The organism is Cryobacterium inferilacus, from assembly GCF_019599185.1.
Lineage (GTDB): Bacteria > Actinomycetota > Actinomycetes > Actinomycetales > Microbacteriaceae > Cryobacterium > Cryobacterium inferilacus.
In genome coordinates, this window is sequence record NZ_JAIEUL010000021.1 from 36,380 (window position 1) to 56,074 (window position 19,695).

At 70.0% G+C, this 19,695-nt stretch carries 21 protein-coding genes; 8 read left to right on the forward strand and 13 right to left on the reverse strand.

What is annotated here, in order from left to right; translation table 11 throughout:
- Nucleotides 1-196: 196 nt before the first annotated feature.
- Nucleotides 197-1,210: a GGDEF domain-containing protein gene (locus tag K2F54_RS15985; RefSeq protein ID WP_220606850.1), complete on the forward strand. Its 1,014-nt coding sequence runs from the start codon at nucleotides 197-199 to the stop codon at nucleotides 1,208-1,210.
- A 17-nt stretch (nucleotides 1,211-1,227) separates the two neighbouring features.
- On the opposite strand, the gene K2F54_RS15990 is transcribed toward K2F54_RS15985, so the two are convergent.
- From K2F54_RS15990 to K2F54_RS19365, 3 genes are read right to left on the reverse strand one after another with little or no spacing between them, the layout of a single operon-like run.
- Nucleotides 1,228-2,205: an NAD(P)H-quinone oxidoreductase gene (locus K2F54_RS15990; protein WP_220606851.1), complete on the reverse strand. Its 978-nt coding sequence runs from the start codon at nucleotides 2,203-2,205 to the stop codon at nucleotides 1,228-1,230.
- 53 nt (nucleotides 2,206-2,258) lie between these two features.
- On the reverse strand, nucleotides 2,259-3,260 hold the full coding sequence (locus K2F54_RS15995) for a DUF2332 domain-containing protein (protein ID WP_308287704.1): 1,002 nt from the start codon (nucleotides 3,258-3,260) through the stop codon (nucleotides 2,259-2,261).
- Between the two features lie 2 nt (nucleotides 3,261-3,262).
- Complete coding sequence (locus K2F54_RS19365) at nucleotides 3,263-3,493, reverse strand: hypothetical protein (RefSeq protein WP_255577199.1); 231 nt, start codon at nucleotides 3,491-3,493, stop codon at nucleotides 3,263-3,265.
- A 217-nt stretch (nucleotides 3,494-3,710) separates the two neighbouring features.
- Here K2F54_RS19365 and K2F54_RS16000 point away from each other — a divergent pair, with 217 nt between their 5' ends.
- Entirely contained in the window at nucleotides 3,711-4,559 is an 849-nt protein-coding gene (locus tag K2F54_RS16000) for an aggregation-promoting factor C-terminal-like domain-containing protein (protein WP_255577200.1), read from the forward strand.
- Between the two features lie 19 nt (nucleotides 4,560-4,578).
- Here the strand turns inward: K2F54_RS16000 and K2F54_RS16005 are convergent, their stop codons facing one another.
- Together K2F54_RS16005 and K2F54_RS19370 are read right to left on the reverse strand one after the other, a co-directional pair.
- The gene (locus tag K2F54_RS16005; RefSeq protein ID WP_220606853.1) at nucleotides 4,579-4,911 is read right to left on the reverse strand and encodes a DUF4190 domain-containing protein; all 333 of its coding nucleotides are present in this window, start codon (nucleotides 4,909-4,911) and stop codon (nucleotides 4,579-4,581) included.
- 38 nt (nucleotides 4,912-4,949) lie between these two features.
- On the reverse strand, nucleotides 4,950-5,675 hold the full coding sequence (locus K2F54_RS19370; protein ID WP_255577201.1) for an META domain-containing protein: 726 nt from the start codon (nucleotides 5,673-5,675) through the stop codon (nucleotides 4,950-4,952).
- 188 nt (nucleotides 5,676-5,863) lie between these two features.
- Between K2F54_RS19370 and cls the strand changes: the two genes are divergently transcribed.
- Together cls and K2F54_RS16020 are read left to right on the forward strand one after the other, a co-directional pair.
- On the forward strand, nucleotides 5,864-7,318 hold the full coding sequence (gene cls, locus K2F54_RS16015; protein WP_220606854.1) for a cardiolipin synthase: 1,455 nt from the start codon (nucleotides 5,864-5,866) through the stop codon (nucleotides 7,316-7,318).
- A gap of 37 nt (nucleotides 7,319-7,355) precedes the next feature.
- Entirely contained in the window at nucleotides 7,356-8,042 is a 687-nt protein-coding gene (locus K2F54_RS16020; RefSeq protein ID WP_220606855.1) for a GAP family protein, read from the forward strand.
- Nucleotides 8,043-8,071: 29 nt separating this feature from the next.
- Here the strand turns inward: K2F54_RS16020 and K2F54_RS16025 are convergent, their stop codons facing one another.
- Nucleotides 8,072-9,355, reverse strand: coding sequence for a putative bifunctional diguanylate cyclase/phosphodiesterase (locus K2F54_RS16025; protein WP_220606856.1), 1,284 nt, complete (start codon nucleotides 9,353-9,355; stop codon nucleotides 8,072-8,074).
- Between the two features lie 263 nt (nucleotides 9,356-9,618).
- On the opposite strand from K2F54_RS16025, the gene K2F54_RS16030 reads away from it, so the two are divergent.
- The gene (locus K2F54_RS16030; protein WP_220606857.1) at nucleotides 9,619-10,122 is read left to right on the forward strand and encodes a cupin domain-containing protein; all 504 of its coding nucleotides are present in this window, start codon (nucleotides 9,619-9,621) and stop codon (nucleotides 10,120-10,122) included.
- On the opposite strand, the gene K2F54_RS16035 is transcribed toward K2F54_RS16030, so the two are convergent.
- Nucleotides 10,084-10,767: a DedA family protein gene (locus tag K2F54_RS16035; RefSeq protein WP_220606858.1), complete on the reverse strand. Its 684-nt coding sequence runs from the start codon at nucleotides 10,765-10,767 to the stop codon at nucleotides 10,084-10,086. The two genes, K2F54_RS16030 and K2F54_RS16035, sit on opposite strands and share 39 nt — an antisense overlap.
- 264 nt (nucleotides 10,768-11,031) lie before the next feature.
- Between K2F54_RS16035 and K2F54_RS16040 the strand changes: the two genes are divergently transcribed.
- The gene (locus K2F54_RS16040; protein ID WP_220606859.1) at nucleotides 11,032-11,889 is read left to right on the forward strand and encodes a DUF4433 domain-containing protein; all 858 of its coding nucleotides are present in this window, start codon (nucleotides 11,032-11,034) and stop codon (nucleotides 11,887-11,889) included.
- A 240-nt stretch (nucleotides 11,890-12,129) separates the two neighbouring features.
- On the opposite strand, the gene K2F54_RS16045 is transcribed toward K2F54_RS16040, so the two are convergent.
- The 3 genes from K2F54_RS16045 to K2F54_RS16055 all read right to left on the reverse strand — a co-directional run bounded on the left by K2F54_RS16045 (nucleotide 12,130) and on the right by K2F54_RS16055 (nucleotide 14,108).
- Nucleotides 12,130-12,684, reverse strand: a complete 555-nt coding sequence (locus K2F54_RS16045) for an MOSC domain-containing protein (protein ID WP_220606860.1) — start codon at nucleotides 12,682-12,684, stop codon at nucleotides 12,130-12,132.
- A gap of 305 nt (nucleotides 12,685-12,989) precedes the next feature.
- Nucleotides 12,990-13,769 carry a DUF4097 family beta strand repeat-containing protein gene (locus K2F54_RS16050; RefSeq protein ID WP_220606861.1) on the reverse strand — a complete coding sequence of 260 codons (780 nt, stop codon included), beginning with the start codon at nucleotides 13,767-13,769 and terminating at the stop codon, nucleotides 12,990-12,992.
- Nucleotides 13,770-13,886: 117 nt separating this feature from the next.
- Nucleotides 13,887-14,108, reverse strand: a complete 222-nt coding sequence (locus tag K2F54_RS16055; protein ID WP_220606862.1) for a hypothetical protein — start codon at nucleotides 14,106-14,108, stop codon at nucleotides 13,887-13,889.
- 128 nt (nucleotides 14,109-14,236) lie between these two features.
- Between K2F54_RS16055 and K2F54_RS16060 the strand changes: the two genes are divergently transcribed.
- The gene (locus K2F54_RS16060) at nucleotides 14,237-14,971 is read left to right on the forward strand and encodes an endonuclease/exonuclease/phosphatase family protein (protein ID WP_220606863.1); all 735 of its coding nucleotides are present in this window, start codon (nucleotides 14,237-14,239) and stop codon (nucleotides 14,969-14,971) included.
- On the opposite strand, the gene K2F54_RS16065 is transcribed toward K2F54_RS16060, so the two are convergent.
- Nucleotides 14,968-15,258: a GNAT family N-acetyltransferase gene (locus K2F54_RS16065; RefSeq protein ID WP_308287705.1), complete on the reverse strand. Its 291-nt coding sequence runs from the start codon at nucleotides 15,256-15,258 to the stop codon at nucleotides 14,968-14,970. The genes K2F54_RS16060 and K2F54_RS16065 overlap by 4 nt on opposite strands.
- A gap of 80 nt (nucleotides 15,259-15,338) precedes the next feature.
- Here K2F54_RS16065 and K2F54_RS16070 point away from each other — a divergent pair, with 80 nt between their 5' ends.
- Nucleotides 15,339-18,812 carry a TM0106 family RecB-like putative nuclease gene (locus tag K2F54_RS16070; protein WP_308287706.1) on the forward strand — a complete coding sequence of 1,158 codons (3,474 nt, stop codon included), beginning with the start codon at nucleotides 15,339-15,341 and terminating at the stop codon, nucleotides 18,810-18,812.
- Nucleotides 18,813-18,814: 2 nt separating this feature from the next.
- On the opposite strand, the gene K2F54_RS16075 is transcribed toward K2F54_RS16070, so the two are convergent.
- Nucleotides 18,815-19,174: an A1S_2505 family phage non-structural protein gene (locus K2F54_RS16075; RefSeq protein WP_220606864.1), complete on the reverse strand. Its 360-nt coding sequence runs from the start codon at nucleotides 19,172-19,174 to the stop codon at nucleotides 18,815-18,817.
- Nucleotides 19,175-19,177: 3 nt separating this feature from the next.
- Nucleotides 19,178-19,684 carry a MarR family winged helix-turn-helix transcriptional regulator gene (locus K2F54_RS16080; RefSeq protein WP_220606865.1) on the reverse strand — a complete coding sequence of 169 codons (507 nt, stop codon included), beginning with the start codon at nucleotides 19,682-19,684 and terminating at the stop codon, nucleotides 19,178-19,180.
- Between the last annotated feature and the right edge of the window lie 11 nt (nucleotides 19,685-19,695).

Genomic DNA, 19,695 nt, shown 5'->3' on the forward strand with positions numbered 1-19,695 from the left:
GACGCTGCTAGGTTCGAAAGTACGAGCAGTTTGGGGACTGAGCAGTGATCGCAACGTACGCATCATCACGTCGCTTCCCCCGGACTCCCGCGGGCAGCGCGCTCAGCCTGTCGCCGCGACCGCACGGCCTGGGATGGATGCGAGTGCACCTGCCGATGACGCCGGTCAGCCGACTCGACCGCGGTGGGTGCCTGCCATGACCGGCGCAGCCGCAGACCTCGTCTTCCCCCTCCCTGCCGGAGCCGCCCTCCCCGCCGGGCCGGCAACCGACGCCCTCGCAGCGGACAGCACCGACACCCCCACATCAGGCAGCACCACCACTCCCGGCACCCAGCCGGACGACCCCGACCGGGCCGAAGGTTTCGTCTACCGCACCGACCTGCCCAGTCCCGCCGCCCCGTCAGAGCTGCACCCGGCCGCCGAGCACCCGGCCGTCGAGCGTAAGGCCGCCGGCACCGCGGCGACCGGCCCCATGATCGAAGCGCTGATCCTCACCAGCGCCCAGGCCAACCGCAACGGCAGGCAGGTCTTCGGCGCCGACCAGGCCGAGAAGGCCATCGAGCTGCCCGGCGCCACGGCCGACCAGCAGGCCAGGGCCAGACAGCTCCTCGCCGGCCACGCACTGCGCATGGGCGAATTCGAGGCCTCGGTGCGCCACGGACTGTTAGCCCTGGAGCACTTCACCGCCACCGGCGACAGGCTCGCCGAGTCGAACGTGCACTGCACTCTGGCGCTGGCGTTCCACGAGACGGCACTCGAGGAACCCGCGCTCAGCCACGTCGAACGGTCCGAACCGCTCTGCGCCGTGATGCTCGACATGGACCATTTCAAGGAGGTCAACGACCAGCACGGGCACGCCGCCGGTGACCTGGCCTTGGCGAGTATGGCCGGCATCCTGGCTACGGTCACCAGATCCACCGACCTCGCGGTGCGCGTGGGCGGCGAGGAGTTCCTGCTCGTGCTCGGCAACACCGACCCCGCTCAGGCTGTGCAGATCTGCGAGCGGCTGCTCGACGAGGTGCGGGACCACCCGTGGAACACCCTGGGCGAGGGGCTGAGCTGCACGGCCAGCGTGGGGGTGGCGCTTCTCGCCGTCGGGGAGAGCGTGTCCCGCTGGCTCGGCCGCGCCGACGCCGCCCTGTACGAGGCCAAGGCCGCCGGCCGCAACCGAGTGCAGCTGGCCGTGGCGCGCACCACAGCCGGTCACTGACCCGGTCGCCGGGAGCCTCAGGGCACGAGCACGATCTTGCCCACGTGGGCGGATGCCTCCAGCCGGCGATGCGCTGCCGCGGCGTCTGTGAACGCGAACCGGCTGTCGATCACCGGGCGCAATTCGCCGCTGATCAGCCACGGCCACACCCGGCTGCCCAGGTCGGCCATGATGGCGGCCTTCTCGGCGGCGGGGCGGGAGCGCAGTGTGGTTCCCCAGTACCGGCCGCGCTTGACCATCAGCTGGAACGGGTTGAACACGGCGTCCTCGCCGCCCTGATTGCCGATCACCATGATCGTGCCGTTGGTGGCCAGCGCGGCCACGTTGCGGGCGGCGTATGAGCCGCCCATGATGTCGAGGATCACGTCGGCGCCGCGGCCGTCGGTGGCGGCGAGCACCTCGGCCACGAAGTCCTGCTTGTGGTAATCCACCAGGATGTCGGCGCCCAGTTCGCTGCACGCGGCGAGCTTCTGGGGTGATCCGGCCGTCACCGCCACCCGGGCACCGGCCAGGCGGGCCAGCTGGATCGCGGTGGTGCCGATGCCGCTGCCGCCGCCGTGCACCAGCAGGGTCTGCCCTGCGGTGAGACCGGCGCTCATGAACACGTTGGACCACACCGTCGCCAGCGCCTCCGGCAGCGCGGCAGCGTCCACGAGGTCGACGTTGTCCGGCACGGGCAGGGCCAGGTCCTGGTGCACCACGGCCTCGGTGGCGTACCCGCCCCCGGCCAGGAGGGCGCAGACCCGGTCACCCACGGCGAACCGGGTCACGGCGAGTCCGATCTCGGTGACGATGCCGGAGACCTCCAGGCCGGGCCAGGCCGGCGCCCCCGCCGGCGACGGGTACAGGCCCAGGCGCTGCTGCACATCCGCCCGGTTCACGCCCGCGGCGGCCACCTCGATACGGATGTCGCCGGCCCCGACGACGAGGTCGGGAACGGTGCTGAGGGTGAGGGCGTCTGGGCCCCCGGGGGTGTCGACCAGGAGTGCACGCATGCCGCCATCCTACGAGCGCGGGCGGGGAGCCGGCCCGGAGCGCGTCGGAGAAGCTAGCCGGCCAGCCAGTCCAGGGTCTGCCCGTGTGCCCCGCACCTGGCGACGGGCCGGCCGTCGAGGGAGACCGTGTAGTCGCCCGGCACGGGTGCCTGCGGCAGCTGGGCGTCCACCCTGGGCAGCACACCGGCGCCGTCCAGCGAGATCCAGCGGCCGAGTGCGGTGACCGAGTCGGCGAAGGCCTCGCGGTCGGCCGGGGCCAGGTAGACCAGCACCGCGGGGCTCACGATCACCAACGGCACCCCCTCTGGCGCCCGGGCCACCAGGGCCTCCAGACCACCGGCGGCATCGCCGCGCACGAGGTGCGGCGGATCTCGGCGCACGATGTCCAGTGCGGCATCCAACCGCCGGCGCCGCTCGGTCTGCTCTGGCCAGACCAGCGTCTGCAGCCAGCGCACATCCGCGGGGTCGCGCACGTCCAGCGGGTTCAGGTCGATACCGGCCCGCCAGAGCACCTCGGGCGGATGCGCCGGCAGCGGGACCGGCCCTGTCGTGTCGGCCTGCAGCAACACCGGGCTGGGGCCGTCGGCCGGGTCCACCCGCTGGCCGGAGTAGTCGTAGCTGTACCGGTCGGGATACAGGCAGAGTCCCGCGCTGGCGCCCACCTCGATCAGGGCCACGCGCGGGCCGATCGCGGCCAGGATCGGCATGATCGCGGTGAGACGGCGCGGTTCGTTGGTCTGGGTGGCGCGCACGAGCGCCTCGGCGGCCACGGCCGGCCAGTGCTCGATCAGCCACTCCCGCACGACCGGATAGGCCGCCAACGGTGCGCCGAGCAGCCGTGCGCTGGCGAAGATCAGATTGGGTTGCCGCTTGGGTCGGGGGAGCGTGATGATCAACCTGAGCACCTCGGCGTCGGTCTCGATGCCGCCGGCCCAGTCGGCGTAGAGCTCGGACTGGCCGGGGGTTTCCAGCCGGCGGAAGCGACGGTACCAGTCGGCGGTCTTCTCCAGATCGAGCGCGCGCTGCTCGGCGGAGCCGCGCCCTTCACCCGACACGGTCAGGCGCCGGTGCGGATGCGCTCCAGCAGCAACGCGAACAGCAGGCTGGAGCGCTGCTCGTCGTTGATGATGTCGATGAGCTCGATCACCGCGGCGCGGTCCTCCTCCGGGGCGTTCACCACGTCGACCTCGTTGATGCTCTCGATGGCGGCGATCAGCCGGGTGGCGCTGGTGTCTTCCCCGGTCGGCACGGCGGAATCGGGCTGAGGAGTCTGTTCTGAACTGGACATCGTTCCACGCTACAACAGGCATCCGGCGCGGGAGAATCGGCCACTGGGGCCGCCCACCTGGATGCATGCGTTCACATGGGATTGCCAGCGAAAAATGAGGCTTTGTGCATAAACGTTGGGCAGGCTGGGCGACTTGCCCGCGCGGAACCGCACGCGTGGGCCCCCACCGATCAGTGAGCTCGCCGCCGAGTGCCGCCCTCACCCGACCTGGAAGCGTATGCGCCCCCACACCTCACAGAACACCCCGTCCACCACGCCCGTCACCGACACCACCCGCAGGGGCCGCCGCTCCCGCCGGCCCAGCCGTCGTCTCACCGCCATCGCCGGTGGCCTCGTGCTCGCCGGCGTGCTGGCCGGCACCGGTTTCACCGTGCAGAGCGCCGTCGCCGAACAGGAGCAGCAGGCCCAGCAGGCCAGTGCCGAACGAGAGGCCGCGAAGGCCGCCGTGCTCAACCAGGCGCACTTCGAGGCATCCGTGGCGTTGCTCGACGCCGACATCGCGCTCACCGCCGCGGCCAACAAGGTGGATGCGTCGGCCCTCTCGGCCACGTCCAGCTCCCTGGCCGGCTATAACTCGATGCCCCTCGCCGAGGTGAACGAGCTCACCAGCCAGGCCACCGAGCAGGCCGCGGCCGTGCAGGCCGCCGCCGCCGAAGCCGACCGGGTGGCCGTGGCCGCCGCCGAGGCGCAGGCCGCCGCCGAGGCCGTGGCCGCCGCAGAAGCGCAGGCCGCCGCGGAGGCCCAGGCCGCCGCCAACACCCCCGCCGGAGCGAAGGCCACTGCCGCGAGCCTGGCCGCATCCCGGTACGGCTGGGGCGAGAGCCAGTTCTCTTGCCTGGTGCAGCTGTGGCAGAAGGAATCCGAGTGGAAGTACGACGCCTACAACAACAACGGCGGCGCCACCGGTATCCCGCAGGCGCTGCCGGGCAGCAAGATGGCCTCGGCCGGTTCGGACTGGGCCACCAACGCCGGCACCCAGATCGCGTGGGGACTCGAGTACATCAACGCGTCCTACGGCAGCCCGTGCTCGGCCTGGTCGCACTCGCAGGCCGTGAACTGGTACTAACCGCGCGCCACGTCGCCAGTCAGGTCCAGTAGTTGTTCTGGTACAGCCAGATCACCACACCGAGCTCCAGCACCAGTAAGGCGTAGCCCACCCACAGTGCCGCGTACGCGAACGAGCGCCCGCTGGCCTGGCCGCGGGCGATGCGCACGAGCGTGAGGTGCGCGAGCACCACCCCGATCAGCGGCAGAATCAGTGCCGTCACGAAACTGAGCACGGCCAGCGCCCCCGTCGCATCCGGGTTCGGGTCAACGGCGGCAGCAGCCGAATTCTGGCGGATGCCCAGCCGCAACAGGAAGACCAGCGCGATCGCCCCGGCCACGACGGCGACGATGGTGATCGGGTATGTGCCCATTCGGTAGGTCCTTCCTCGGTGCGTTCACACAGCGTGCGTCACCGGGCCGTGAGCTGGCCCAGCACCGTGCCGTCGGCCGACTGCAGGGTCATCACGTCCGCCCGTACGCGGCCCTGCGCGGCCTGGTTCAACCACTGGTCCACCCCCTCGCAGGCCATCAGCGTCATGGCGCCGGCTGTGAAACGGATGGCCTCATCGTCGGCCTGCTCCCAGGTGCCGGTGAGCACATTGCAGCCGTCATTGCCGGAGTAGCTGCCGTCGGCCTGGATGGACAGGAACGGGGCGGTGGGGGTGTCGGACTCGACCCAGTAGCCGATCGGGCGGCCCTGCGGCCCCACGGTGCTGTCGGTGGAGCGCACCAGCGTCGTCTCCGTCGAATCGAACGAGCTGTGGATGACCAGGGTGTCACCGTCCACCTCGACCGAGGAGGCACGGGTCACCGCCAACGGCAGTTGGGCGCCGTCGCAGGCCATCATCGTCTGTGGACCGGAGGTGGTGGTGAGGGTGCCGTCGGCGGCGAGCTCCCAGGTGCCCTGCACCCGGTTGCATCCGTCAGAGGCGCTCCAGGTGTTGTCCTGCACGAACGACACGTACGGCTGTTCGGGGCTGTCGAAGGTCTGGTCGATCACCCAGGTGCCCACCAGTGCTCCCGGCTGCGCCGTGCCGGTGGGCGAGGCGGCATTGGGGGTGACGATGGTGCATCCGGCCAGAAGAACCGCGGCCGTCGCGACCAGCAGCATCCGGACGGGGGAGGGAGCGGACATAACTGTCACCTTTCACGACCTGGTGGTTCTGCCGAGGGTCTCAGACGCCGGCGATCTCATTCCACCCCTGTCGCACCGGCGTGGCAACCCCGAACGCATCCGGCGGCCCCATCGTCACCCGACCGGTGTACGTTCACCTCGAGTGCACCCGCCGCCCCTGCGGGCGGCTGACCCGCGAGGGAGAACGCATGCTGGATTTCGCCACCGGTGCCTGGCTCCTCGTGGCGCTGCACGCCCTGTTCGTGCTCATCGCCACCGTCTACGTGTCGGCGAACCGGCGGCCGTCCGCGGCGATCGCCTGGGTGCTGGCGATCATCTTCATCCCCTACCTGGGGGTGCTGATCTTCCTCATCGTGGGGGTGGGGCGCCTGCCCCGTGCCCGCCGGGAGAAGCAGCGCGAGGTGAACGAGATGATCCTGGCCCGCACGGGCGGCCTCGATCAGGTGAGCCACCGCGACGAGTGGCCGGCCTGGCTCACCTCGGCGGTGCGGTTGAACCAGAACCTCGGCGCGCTGCCCATGGTGGGCGGCAACGGGGTGGAGATGCTGCCGGACTACGACGAGTCGATCGCGCGGATGGCGGCAGCCGTGGACGAGGCCACCGACTTCGTGCACGTGCAGTTCTACATCCTGGTGCTCGATGCGAGCACCCAACCGTTCTTCGATGCCCTGGCCCGGGCTGTGCAGCGCGGCGTGCAGGTCAAGGTGCTCTCCGACTACCTGGCCTGCCTGATGCTGCCCCGCCGCACGGAGACTCTCGCGGCGCTCGCCGAAATGGGCGCAGAGTGGCACGCGCTGCTGCCGCTGCGGTTCTGGAAGGGACAGTGGCGCCGCCCTGACATGCGCAATCACCGCAAACTGCTCGTCGTCGACGGCCGGCTGGGCTTCACCGGGTCGCAGAACATGATCGACGCCAGCTATCTCAAGCCGGGCAACCTCAAGCGCGGGTTGCGCTGGCACGAGCTGATGATGCGGCTCGAGGGCCCCGCCGTGCGGGAGCTGAACGCGGTGTTTCTGGCCGACTGGTTCAGCGAGACCGATCAGCTGCTGCCCTTCGACACGTCGCCGATCGTGCTCGACCCGGCGCCGAATCTGCTCGACGCCCAGGTGCTGCCCAGCGGTCCGAGCTTCGACAACGACAACAATCTCAAGCTGTACGCCATGCTCATCCACAAGGCCGAGCGCCGGGTGAGCATCACCAGCCCGTACTTCGTGCCGGAGGAGTCGACCATGCTGGCCATCGTCACCGCGGCCTCACGCGGGGTGGAAGTGGAGCTGTTCGCCTCGCTGATCGGTGACCAGGCGCTGGTCTACCACGCGCAGCGGTCGTATTACGAGGAGCTGCTGCGGGCCGGGGTGGCGATCTACCTCTACGCCGAGCCGACCGTTCTGCACGCGAAGCACTTCACCATCGACGACGACGTGTCGGTGGTGGGGTCGAGCAATATGGACATCCGCTCGTTCAGCCTGAATATGGAGGTGTCGGTGCTCGTGCACGGCGCCGAGTTCGTGCAGCGGATGCGCGTGGTGCAAGACGGCTACCGGGCCAACAGTCGGCGGGTCGAGCTGGCCGAGTGGCAGGGCCGGCCCGCCGGCGCCAAGGTGTACGACAACCTGGCCCGGCTGACCTCATCGTTGCAGTAGGGATGCCGAATGGTCGCGGTTCGAGGGAGGCGTCGGGATGGGTGAGTGGGGGCAGCTGCTGCCGCTGGCGCTGACCATTGCGCTCAGTCCACTGCCGCTGGCCGCGCTGCTGTTGATGTTGTTGGCGCCCGGCGGGTTCCGGGCCGCGGCGGGGTTCAGCATCGGCTGGTTCGTGGGGGTGCTGATCGCCGCCACCCTGCTCGCGTTGCTCTCGTCGCTGCTGCCGCACGACCGGGGTGCCGGCTCTGGGGTGTTGCAGGGGGTGGTGCCGTTGCTGCTCGGCGCGGCCCTGATCGTGCTGGGCATCGTGCGGTGGCACGACCGGCCACAGCCAGGGGTGGAGGTGCCGCTGCCGCGCTGGCTGACCGCGCTGGACCGGCTCACCCCGGCGCGGGCGACCATCATCGGGGTCGGCTACGCGGCGTTCCGGCCGAAGAACCTGGTGATGGCCGCCGCCGCCGGGGTGGTGATCCTGGGCGCGCACGCCGACCCCACCGCGATCGTGTTCTCGGTGGCGGTATTCACCGCGCTGGCGTCGATCACCATGCTCGGGCCCGTGTTCGCCTACGCGTTCGGGGGAGAGGCCGTGCGGGGGCGGCTGGTGCGGCTGCGGGAGTGGCTGGTGCGCAATATGCCCACCATCACGGTCATCACCGTGCTGGTGCTGGGCGTCTTCCTGGTGCTCGCCGGCCTTGGCGCGCTGCTGGCCCCGCTCGTGCTCTGAGCCGCGCGGAGTGGGCTTAGCCGCCTGGCTTAGCTCGCCGTGGCCAGGTCCCAGGTCTCCTCGAGAGCAGCGGCGGGCATCGGCCGGCCGAGCAGGTAGCCCTGCGCGAAGTCGCAGCCCAGTCGGCGCAGGTGGTCGAACTGCTCGGCGGTCTCCACGCCCTCGGCGACACAGGTCATGCCGAACTCGTGCGCCAGGCCGATGACGGCCGCGACGAGCGCCGCATCCCGTTTGTCGGTGGTGAGGCCGGCGACGAACGACCGGTCGACCTTCAGTTGCTTGGCCGGCAGGTGACGGAGGCGGGCGAGTGAGGAGTAGCCGGTACCGAAGTCATCGATGGACAGCGAGATACCGGCTGCGGCGAGGGCGTCGACGGTCGCGACCATGAGGGCCTCGTCGGCGATCAGCGCCGTTTCGGTCATTTCCAGCGTGAGTTCTGCGGGTGTGATGCCGTGCGCGGCCACGGCACCCTTGATCGTGGCCACCAGGCTGGAATCGGTGATCTGCGCCGGTGACAGGTTGACCGAGACGTAGAAACCGGGGGGCACGCTGCGGCTGGCCTTCCAGGAGCTGAGCTGGCGCAGGGCCTCGTTGAGCACCCAGACGCCCAGTTCGTGGATGAATCCGCTCTCTTCGGCCACTGGAATGAACACATCCGGCGGAATCAACCCGTGATCGGGACGGTTCCACCTGACCCGTGCCTCAACGCCGTGCAACGAGCCGTCGCGGATGCAGCTGATGGGTTGGAAATGCAGCACGAACTGGTCCCGCTCGAGCGCGACGCTGAGAGCTCGTTCCAGGTCGTGCCAGTGCATGGCTTGAATGCTGCCGGTGCTGTCGAAATGGGCGGCCTGGTTGCGGCCGTTGGTCTTGGCTCGTTGGGTGGCGGAGAGAGCCTGACGCACGGCATCCAGCGGTGTCATATCGCGGTTGACGGTGGTGATGCCAACGGACACCGTGATGCGCAGCTCGTGCCCGCCGAGGGTGACCGACTTCTGGAATGCGGTCACGATGCGTTCGGCGATGATGCGCCCGCTGCGCGCGCCCACCCCTTCGCAGAGGATGAGGAACTCATCAGCGCCCAGCCGGGCGACGATGTCATTGTCTCGCGTGGCCCCGTTGATCTGTTGCGCCGCGTACAGCAGGAACCTGTCGCCGGCGTCGTGGCCCAGGCCTTCGTTGACGAGACTGAACCTGTCGAGGTTCACCACCAACAGCACGCCCAGGTCGTTGGGCCCATCGCCGGATCGGGCGCTGTCCATCCGCGCCATGACCTGGCTGCGGGTGGGCAACTCGGTCAGGGCAGCGGGCACGTCAGGCGAGCCTTGACGGCCGGCTGCAGCCTTTTCGGTGAGGTGCTCCGCGGGTGCGGACGCAGTAAATACGCTGCGTGGGTGAATCAATGCCTCGTGCACAGCTAACCAGCTTTTACGGGATGGAATTACCTTAAAAATACCCCCCGTTCGGGGCTATTCTCCGGTTCAAAATTACGCTATGCTGCGGAATTGCACTAAAGGCGCGCCCCTGCTCCCGAACGCCGGGCCGATACGCTGGGAAAAAACATCCGGAGACACCCATGGCCACACCCCAGCACGACAGCAGGCTCGCCACCCGCCGCACCGCCGACGGGCAGTTCATCGAACGGCTCGCGCGCCCGGCGCTGGCCATCGAGCTCGGTCTCGAACCGCATCCGGAGGGTGGCTGGTACCGGCGCACCTGGACATCACCGGTGCCGGTGACGCTCACGGATGCCGACGGCTCCGAGCGGGTGCGCCCGGCGGCCACGCTCATCCACTTTCTGCTGCCGGCGGGGGAGTCCTCGGCCTGGCACCGGGTGGCGTCCAGCGAGATCTGGATCTGGAACGGCCAGGGTGCCGTGCAGCTCGAGCTCGGCGGCGACGGCGATGAGCCCGACACCGATGAGACGCCGGTGCTGGGCGGCCAGCTGCTGCGCGGCGAACGCACCCAGGTGCTGATCGGCCCGAACGTCTGGCAGCGCACCGTGCCCAGCGACGAGGATGCCCTGGCGAGCTGCCTGGTGTCACCCGGGTTCGACTTCGCCGATTTCTCGATGGAGTAACGCCCGCGGCTGGGCCGCCGAGTCATCCGTTCGTCGTGTGGCCCGCGCTCGCAGCACCCGCACCACGACGGCGTCGACGACCACGCCCAGCAGCAGCGCCACCGCCACCGCCAGCAGTGCGCCGAGCACGGGGTTATGCCGCACCCAGGCGCCGGCGACGGCGCCGATCAGCACCGAATAGCTCGCCCAGCAGAACCCGCCGAGCACGGCCAGCGGCACGAACCGGCGGAGCGGAAACCTCGTCACACCGGCCGTCATGTTCACGACGACCCGGCCGACCGGGATGTACCTGGCGGTGAGCAACAGCGACGCCGGCCGCGCGAGCAGGCCGGCGCGTGCCCGGTCGCTCACTCGCACCACCCCGGGGCGGCGCTGCCAGCCGAACCGGGCCGGGCCGATCCGCCGGCCGATCAGGTAGGCGATGCTGTCGCCCAGAACGGCACCGAGAGTGACCACGCCGATCAGCCACACCGGATGCGGCGCCCCAACGGAGACGGCCAGGGCGCCGAGCGCCACGACCACGGTCTCGCTCGGCAGGGGCGGGAAGAAGCCGTCGATGACGACGAACGCGAACACGATCGGGTAGACCCAGGCCGACCCGGCCAGGGCCAGAACAAGGTCGTTGAGGGCATCGAAAGGGGGCATGCCCTCAGGCTAGAAAAGCGGCACTGCCGGCCGCGTCACCCGGGCGGACGATCCCGCGAGCCGATGGGATGACCTTGCCCGGCGCATCCGGCGGGCCCACGGTATGGGGCCCGAGCCCCCGATTGGGCGCGGTTCGGGCCCGAATTGGCCCGGATGCCCCCCGTTTGTGTCACCGCGGCGCCCGAAATGACCGTAACTTAGATAGGTAGGCACGCGCCCGTCGAACCCGACGCCAGCGAGCCCGCGCACACGAGAGGTTGAGTTGTGAACGAGGAATGCATCCACGGACTGGACGGGGAGCTGTGCGCCCTGTGTTTCCCACCCGCCGCCCCCGTCGCATCGACCGTACCCGTTGCCCGCGCACCGCGCGCCAGCCGCGCCCGCACCGCTGAGGCGCCCACCGCCCTGCGCACCGTCGCCGCCCCCATCACCACCGGCTCCGCCAAGACCAAGCGCCACGACGACAACGTCGGCGAGCAGCGCATCTACCACCTCACCCACATCCGCAACCTGCCGGGCATCCTCGCCGCCGACCGGCTGCTGGCCGACACCAGTGAGGACTGGGAGACGCGCCCCGTCATCGACATCTCGTCGCCCGCCAACCGCGAGGCCCGCCGCCAGACCCCGGTCGCCGGCGAAGACAGCCCCGCCGTCGCCGACCACGTGCCCTTCTTCCTCTCGCCCAACGCACTCGTCTGGGAGAACATCCGCGCGCAGTCGCTCGACCCGCGCCTGTCCGAGGCGGCGCACGACGCGGCCGCGTTCGACTTCGTCATCCTGGTCTCCACGGTCAAGAAGGTGCTCGACGCGCAGGCCGCCGATGCCGATGCCACCCCGTTCGCCGTGACCGATGGCGACGCCGCGTTCACCACCACCCGGTTCGGTTCCACACCGGATGCGGCCGACACCCTGCTGCGCACCCTGCGCGGCAACCTCGACTCCGACTCGATCCTCAAGGCCGAGCTGCTCGTGCCGGGCGAGTTCCCGTTCGGCCTGATCACGCTCATCGGTGTCGCCAACGACCGGGTGCGCGACGCGGTCAAGCCGATCCTCGCGGCCGCCAGCCACAAGCCCAAGGTCGCCGTCTACCCGCCGTGGTTCCACCCCACCGACCAGGACTAACCCGGCCGGGCGGCCCCGACCGCCGGCCATCCTCGCGGCCCAACCCTCGCTGCCCAACCCTCGCGGCACTAGTTGGTCCCGCCGGCACGTGTACGTCCTAGTGCCGCCGGGACGAAGTAGTGCCGCGGGCGGATGAAGTAGTGCCGTCGGGATGAGCGCGGGCCGCGACGGCTGCCGCGGGATCCGACGGTCCCCCCCAACTCGGCGGCGGCGCTGCAGGAGAAGCGGCCGGCGAAGCTGCTAGACGACGCCCAGCGGCAGGTGCTCGCCGGCGGGCAGCTCCACGCGCAGCTCGTCGCCGGGTGACACCGTGCCGCTGACCAGCACGATGCCCATGAGGCCGGCCTTGCGCGTGATCTCGCCGGAGGCATCCGTGCTCTTGAGCACCTTCTTCAGGCCCGGCTGAAACTTGTCGATCATCGAGCACGGGTCACGGATGCCGGTCACCTCGACGACGGCTTCGGCGCCGAGGTGCAGGCGGGTGCCGAGCGGCAGTGCCAGCAGGTCGAGGCCGGCGGTGGTGATGTTCTCACCGAGCTGCCCCGCGGTGACCGCGAATCCGGCCGCGGCCAGCTCGTCGAAGAGCTCGGAGCGCACCAGGTGCACCTGGGTGAGGTTCGCCCGGGTGGGGTCGGTGCGGATCAGGTAGCGGTGCTGGGTGGTGGCACCGGCGTGCGTGTCGCCCTCGATGCCGTAACCCGCCACCAGGCGGATGTCGGTGACAACGGGCTTGCTGAACCGGTGCTTATCGTCCCGGCTCACGGCCACGACCGAACCCGTCTGCTGCTCACTCATGCCGCCATCCTGCCAGATCCCACCCCGGGCCGCAGCAGCCCCCCGTTGTGGTGCATAACTCCTGCAATTTCTGCCCGGCCGGAACAGCTGCCCCGGAATTCCGGGCAACTCGACGGATGCGACGGCCCCGGCCGAAAAATAGCAGGAGTTATGCCTCACGCCCCGGGCGGATCGGGTCGCCGGGGGCGCGGCGCCGGGGGCGCGGCGCCGGGGGCGCGGCGCCGGGGGCGCGGCGTCGGGGTCGCGGACGGGGACGCCGGGGCCAGGGCGGGGCCGAGGGCGCGGGCGCTGGGGGAGGCCGATGCTTAGTCGGTGGGCGTGACGGTGATGCTGCCGTTGGTGGTCTGCGCCGTGATCGACCGCCTGGAGGTGCTGTCCGTGGGCACAGAGTCGGTGTCCACGGTGCCGTTGGTGGTTTGCGCTGTGACCAGGTAGCTCACCCCGGATACCGGCACCCTGATCGTCACCGACCCATTGGTGCTGCCGGCGACGACAGCGTCCGGCGCATCGGCGAAGCTCAACTCGACCGACCCGTTGGTGGTGGCCGCCTGCACGGTCTTGGAGGTGGCATCGGCCACCGTGATGTCGCCGTTGGTGCTGCGAACCTCGACCCGGCCGACGGTGCCGGCGGTGTCGATCGCGCCGTTGGTCGTGCTCAGCGTGACCCGCCCGGTGAGACCGGATGCGCCGATTCGGCCGTTCTCGCCGACCACCGTGACGGGCAGCGCACGGGGCAGCTGCACGGTGACGTCGATCGCGCAGCGGGAGAACAACGCGGCCCGGCAGCCACCGCGCACCTCGGTGACCCCGCCGTCGGTGCGCACCGTGAGGGTGGGTTCGTTGCCGAAGAAGCTGCCCGTCATGCGCACGTGCACCTGATCATCCGTGCTGGGCTCGAGGGTGAGTTCCGCGTTGGGAATCTGCACGTTCAGGCTGGTGCCCGCCGGTTCCGTGGCGCTCTGGTCGACGGGCCCGCTGCGCCCGGACAGGGCGAAGACGAACGCCCCGATCAGCAGCAACAGGCCCAGCGTGGGCACGAGGATGTAGAGCAGGGTGCGCCAGATCGGCGCTGGCGTAGCGTTCATGGGCTCCCCGGCTGCCGGAGCCCAGGCGCGCCCGGCGGCGTGCCGGGTCGGGCGGGCACCCGATACCGGGGACCGTAGCAGGGTTGCCGGCGCCTCGATATGGCGGGCGCCGGCCGGTCAGTTCTTGGTGATGTCCCGCTCACGGTAGCGCAGCAGACGGGCGCGCACCGAGAGGATGCCGCCGATCACGAGGACGACGACGGCCACCGGCAGCAGGAACGACAGGTACTGATTGGCGGTGACGGCGTTGACGATCAGGAGCAGCACGGTCAGGCCGCTGCACGCGAAAGCGGCGATCGTGTAGGTGGTGAACGTCCAGTTTTTCACGGGGGCAGGCATCCAATCGGTGTCGCTCGGTGCGGTACAGCCGGGCTGATTACACGGTAGCAGCGTCACCGGATGCGGCATTCGGTGCGAAGCGAACGTAGGCTTGTCATCTAGTCACCGATTCTGAAGATAGGTCTGACGTGAAGGTCATCAGCTACAACCTGCGCAAGAACAGTGCCAGTGGAGAACTCATCGCACTGGCCGAAAAGTACGATCCCGACCTGCTGTGCCTCCAGGAATGCGACACCCTCGAGCTCCCCGCCGAGGTCGGTTTGCTGCATCTCGCGGACTCCACCACCCGTAACCGGCTGGGCCTGGCCGTGTACTACCGGCGCGACCGGTTCACCGCGCAGAAGACGCAGGCGTTCGCGCTGAAGAAGTCGCTGCACGACATGGTGCTCACGCCCGCGCACGAACGCCTGCTCGGCACCCGGCTGCACGACATCGTCGCCGAGCGCGAGCTGGTGGTGGCGTCGTTCCACGCCGCGCCGCTCACCGCGCGCAACTCGTTGCGGCGCAACCAGATCCGCTCCGCGCACGAGGAACTGGCCGTGCTCGGCCCGAACCTGCCCACCCTGATGGTGGGCGACTACAACTACCCGATCTTCAAGAAGCACCTCAGCAACGAGGTGCGGGAGAGCGGCTACGACCTCACCCTGAGCGACAGCCGCACCTACACGCGCTACAAGTTCTTCCGCGGCCACTTCGACCTGGCCACCTCGGTGGGCCTCACCATCGACAACGTCGAAACCCTGCCGCGCGGCACCAGCGACCACATGCCCATCCTGGTCACGTCGTCGTACAGCACCGCTGCGATTCCGGCAGACGGCGGGCCGCAGACCGTGGCCCTGCCCGAGGGCGAGTTCTCGATCTAGCCGCGTACCGCAAGCAGGTTGGCGCGCTCCGGGTGCTTGTCGAACCACTTCGCCACGTACCAGCAGTCCGGCGACACGGCCAGGCCGCCGGATGCCTCCACGTCGTCCATCGCGAAGGTCACGACCTGCCCGGCCAGGCCCTGCCCGCGGCGGCGACGGTCGGTGAAAGTGTGGTTGAACGACACGGTGTCGCCCCGCACGCGGTAGTCGGCCAGGGCGGCGAGCTCGCCGTCGATGTAGAGGGCGTAGCGGGAGGCATCCGGTTCGTGCACGAGAACTGTGGTCACCCCATCAGCGTAGACCGCGGTCCCGGTCGACGTCAGTGGTCTCGGGTAGCCTGACCACATCCCAGCAGGTGGAGGCACCCGTGTTCTTGCTCGATTCAACCGTGATCTTCAGCGCCAGCGACCTCGGCGCCGCCGCCGGCTGCGAGTGGGCGCTGATGCGAAAGCTCGACGGCAAGCTCGGCCGCATCGACACCGTGCCAGACGACGGCGACGCCATGCTGCGGCGGGCCGGTGCCCTCGGCGACGCACACGAACTGCGCTACCTCGAGGCGCTCAAGCGCACCCGCCAGGTCACCGAATTCCCGCGCCCGGCCATGCAGAACCTGCCAGAGGCCGCCGCAATCACCGCCGACGCCTTCCGGGCCGGCGATGACGTGCTCTTCCAGGCCACCTTCTTCGACGGCCGCTTCGTCGGGTTCGCCGACTTCATCATGCGCACCAACCCGGGCACGGCGGAGGCCGCCGCCTACGAGGTGTACGACACCAAGCTGGCCCGCTCCGCCAAGATCGGCGCCCTGCTGCAGGTGGCCGCGTACAGCGATCAGCTGCACCGGCTCGGCATCCCCACCGGTGAGAACGTGCACCTGCTGCTCGGCGACGGTCGCACCAGCACCCATCGGCTCGGCGACATCCTGCCGGTGTTCCGCAAGCGCCGCGCCCGGCTGGAACGCCTGATCGACGAGCGGGTCGCCGACCCGGAGCCCACCCCGTGGGGCGACGCGCGCTACACCGCCTGCGGGCGTTGCGCCGCGTGCGCCGTGGAGGTGGAGGCGCACCGCGACGTGCTGCTCGTCGCCGGCATGCGGCTCACCCAGCGCCGGCACCTGCTCGAGGCGGGCCTGACCACCATCGAGGCCCTGGCCGCCAGCACCGGCCAGGTCGACGGTCTGATCGACGCCACTGCCGAGGCCCTGCGCGCGCAGGCCCGGCTGCAGCTGCAGAGCCGTCAGCTCGCCACCGGCCAGCCCGGCCACGTCGACGCCCCAGCCTTCGAGGTCTACAACCCGGTCGCGCTCGGCGCCCTGCCAGAGCCGGATGCCGGCGACATCTTCTTCGACTTCGAGGGCGACCCGCTCTACAGCGAGACCGCCGCAGGCGAGAAAACCGTGGAGTGGGGCCTGGACTACCTCTTCGGCCTGATCGAGAACGACGGCACCTTCCGCGCCTTCTGGGCGCACGACTACGCCGAGGAACGTCAGGCGCTGATCGACTTCCTGGCCTACGTGGCCGAGCGTCGGGCCCGGCATCCGCAGCTGCACATCTACCACTACGCCGCCTACGAGCGCACGCACCTGCTCGCCCTCGCCGCCCGGCACGGCGTTGGCGAAGACGCCGTCGATGACCTGCTGCGCGACAACGTGCTCGTGGACCTCTACCCGGTGGTGAAGAAGAGCCTGCGGGTGGGGTCGCACAGCTACTCGATCAAGAAGCTCGAACCGCTCTACATGGGCGACGACCACCGTGAGGGCGTCGACAACGCCGCCGACTCCATCACCGAGTACGCCGACTCCCGCGACCTGCTGCGGGCCGGGCAGACGGATGCCGCCCAGGCCAAGCTCGACGCCATCGCCGACTACAACGAGTACGACTGTCTCTCCACCCTGCGATTGCGCGACTGGCTGCTCGCCCGCGCCGACGAGGCCGGTGTGCCGCGCGCGGCCTCCCGTGACCTCGAGCTGGCCATTCCGGTGCGCGAGCCCAGCCCGGTCTACCTGGCGCTGGCCGCGCAGGTGGCGGATGCCGCGCTGGCGGACCGCACCCCCGATCAGACCGCCATCGCCCTGGCCTCGGCCGCGATCGACTACCACCGCCGCGAGGGCAAGAAGTTCTGGCAGGAACACTTCGACCGGCTGCGCAACCCGGTGGACGAGTGGTCGGCCACCCGCGACGCCCTCATCATCGAACACGTCACCGTTGCCCGCGACTGGAGCCTGGTGGGCAGGGACCGCAACCAGTCCAGGGTGCTCCGCATCGAGGGGGAGCCCGCCCCCGGCAGCTCGCTCAAGCTCGGCGGTCGGCCCTTCCTGCTCTACGACGCGCCATACCCGCCGCTCGCGCCCACGGGCGAACCCGGCTCGCGGGTGGCGCACGAACGCACCGAGATCACCGGCCTGGTCGATGAGGCCACCGGCGAGGAGGTGCTCTACGTCACCGAAAAGCTGGGCAAGGGCATCGACCCCTACGACCACCTGCCGATGGCGCTCACCCCGGCCACCCCGCCGCCGCCCGGCACCCAGGTGCCCGCCATCGCCGAGTGGGGCCAGCGGGTTCTGGACGCCCTGCCGGCGATGCTGCCGGATGCCGCGTTGGACATTCTGCGTCGCGTGCCGCCCAACCGCAACGGCAGCCCGCACGTGCTGGCGCGACCAGACGGCACCGACATCACCACGGCCATCCGGGACACCCTGCTCAGCATCGACCGGTCGTACCTGGCGGTGCAGGGCCCGCCAGGCACCGGCAAGACCTACACCGGCTCCCGGGTGATCGCCGAGCTCGTGCGTGACCACGGCTGGAAGATCGGCGTGGTCGCCCAGTCGCACGCGACCGTGGAGAACATGCTCGGCGCCGTGCTCAAGGCCGGTCTCGCGGCCGGGCACGTGGGCAAGAAGGCCAAGGCGGGCCAGGAGGCCGCTGAGACGGCGTGGACATCGCTGCCGCCGAACCGGTTCGCGGAGTTCACCGGCCAGGCCGGCGGATTCGTGCTCGGCGGCACCGCCTGGGACTTCAGCAACGCCGGTCGCATCGAACCGGGCTCGCTCGACCTGCTCGTCATCGACGAGGCCGGCCAGTTCTCCCTGGCCAGCACCATCGCCTCCGCGGTGGCCGCCCGCCGGTTGCTGCTGCTGGGCGACCCGCAGCAGCTGCCGCAGGTGAGCCAGGGCTCGCATCCCGAACCGGTGGACGTCTCGGCGCTCGGCTGGCTCACCGACGGGCACGACGTGCTCCCGGCCGAGTTCGGCTACTTCCTGGCCAAGAGTTGGCGGATGCATCCGGCCGTCTGCGCGCCCGTCTCCAGGCTCTCCTACGAGGGCAAACTCGAATCCCAGGCCGCCGACCGGCACCTGCACGGCATCGCACCCGGCCTGCACCCGGTGCCCGTGCAGCATCGGTACAACTCCACCTCCTCGCCAGAAGAGGCCGCGGCCGTCACCGACCTGGTCGGTTCGCTGCTCGGCCGGGGATGGACGGTCGACGGCACCACGACCCCGCTAGACCAGCGAGACCTGATCGTGGTGGCGCCGTACAACGCGCAGGTGGAGGTCATCCGCCAGCACCTCGCCCTGCAGGGCTGGCACGAGGTGTCGGTGGGCACCGTCGACAAGTTCCAGGGCCGCGAGGCCGCCGTGGCCATCGTGTCGCTCGCCGCCTCCAGCGCCGACGAGGTGCCTCGCGGGCTGGAGTTCCTGTTGCTGGCCAACCGGTTGAACGTGGCCATCTCCCGGGCGCAGTGGGCGGCGTACCTGCTCTACTCGCCCGCGCTCACCGATGCCCTGCCGCACAACGCGGGCACGCTGGCGCAGCTGAGCGCGTTCATCACCCTTGTGGAGGGGTGAATTCAGCGGTCGAGTTCGGCGGCGAACCGCTCCGGCAGCACCACGTTCTCGCCAGCACGGGCGAAGAACGGTGCCACCTCCATCGGGGTGTATCCGGCGATACCGCAGCCGATCTCGGTCACCAGAAAACGCAACTCAGGATGGTCGGCGGCGAAATCGACGAATCCGGCCACCTCCCGACGCAGAATGCCCAGCCCGCTCATGCTGTTGATCGCGTAGGACTGGCCGTGCAGCCCGTGACCCTGGCCCCAGACCGCGCCGAACCGCTCGTGCGCCAGCGCGGCGGCGCCGGCGGCGTGCACCCCGGCCGCATTGGATCCGAAGACGAACACCTCACCGGGCTCCAGCCGCGTGATCCGCATGGCTCAGGCGCCCTCTGGGGCCCTCGGGTTGAGCCGGTTGGTGGGGTCCAGCTTCATCAACAGCTGGTTGGAGATGGCGTCGAGCTGGGCCACCTGCTCGTCGGTGAGCGGGTCGATCACGTTCTCCCGCACCGTGCGCACGTGCCCGGGCGCGGCCTCCTGTAGCACGGCCCAACCCTCCTCGGTGAGGGCGGCGTTGGTGGCCCGTCGGTCGGTCGGGCAGGGGGTGCGCTGAACGAGGCCGCGGTCCTCGAGACGCTTCACAACGTGTGAGAGCCGAGGCAGGCTGGAGTTGGTCATCGAGGACAGCCCGGTCATGCGCAGGGTGCGGTTGGGGGCCTCGGAGAGCATGGCGAGCACGTAGTACTCGAAGTGGCTGAGCGACGAGTCGCGCTGCAGCTGGGAGTCCAGCAGGCCGGGCACCAGCTCCACAACGGCGACAAAACGCAGCCAGGCGTGCAGCTGGGCCTCGTTCAGTCCCTGCACGGCAGCGGTCTCGTTCGTGTCCATCCTCCTAGCTT

Bases quoted from the DNA above. Each gene is read 5' to 3' on its own strand.
- K2F54_RS15985 (WP_220606850.1), top strand. From the start codon at position 197: ATGACCGGCGCAGCCGCAGACCTCGTCTTCCCCCTCCCTGCCGGAGCC.
- K2F54_RS15990 (WP_220606851.1), bottom strand. From the start codon at position 2,205: ATGCGTGCACTCCTGGTCGACACCCCCGGGGGCCCAGACGCCCTCACC.
- K2F54_RS19365 (WP_255577199.1), bottom strand. From the start codon at position 3,493: ATGTCCAGTTCAGAACAGACTCCTCAGCCCGATTCCGCCGTGCCGACC.
- K2F54_RS16000 (WP_255577200.1), top strand. From the start codon at position 3,711: ATGCGCCCCCACACCTCACAGAACACCCCGTCCACCACGCCCGTCACC.
- K2F54_RS16005 (WP_220606853.1), bottom strand. From the start codon at position 4,911: ATGGGCACATACCCGATCACCATCGTCGCCGTCGTGGCCGGGGCGATC.
- K2F54_RS19370 (WP_255577201.1), bottom strand. From the start codon at position 5,675: ATGTCCGCTCCCTCCCCCGTCCGGATGCTGCTGGTCGCGACGGCCGCG.
- cls (WP_220606854.1), top strand. From the start codon at position 5,864: ATGCTGGATTTCGCCACCGGTGCCTGGCTCCTCGTGGCGCTGCACGCC.
- K2F54_RS16020 (WP_220606855.1), top strand. From the start codon at position 7,356: ATGGGTGAGTGGGGGCAGCTGCTGCCGCTGGCGCTGACCATTGCGCTC.
- K2F54_RS16030 (WP_220606857.1), top strand. From the start codon at position 9,619: ATGGCCACACCCCAGCACGACAGCAGGCTCGCCACCCGCCGCACCGCC.
- K2F54_RS16035 (WP_220606858.1), bottom strand. From the start codon at position 10,767: ATGCCCCCTTTCGATGCCCTCAACGACCTTGTTCTGGCCCTGGCCGGG.
- K2F54_RS16045 (WP_220606860.1), bottom strand. From the start codon at position 12,684: ATGAGTGAGCAGCAGACGGGTTCGGTCGTGGCCGTGAGCCGGGACGAT.
- K2F54_RS16050 (WP_220606861.1), bottom strand. From the start codon at position 13,769: ATGAACGCTACGCCAGCGCCGATCTGGCGCACCCTGCTCTACATCCTC.
- K2F54_RS16055 (WP_220606862.1), bottom strand. From the start codon at position 14,108: ATGCCTGCCCCCGTGAAAAACTGGACGTTCACCACCTACACGATCGCC.
- K2F54_RS16075 (WP_220606864.1), bottom strand. From the start codon at position 19,174: ATGCGGATCACGCGGCTGGAGCCCGGTGAGGTGTTCGTCTTCGGATCC.
- K2F54_RS16080 (WP_220606865.1), bottom strand. From the start codon at position 19,684: ATGGACACGAACGAGACCGCTGCCGTGCAGGGACTGAACGAGGCCCAG.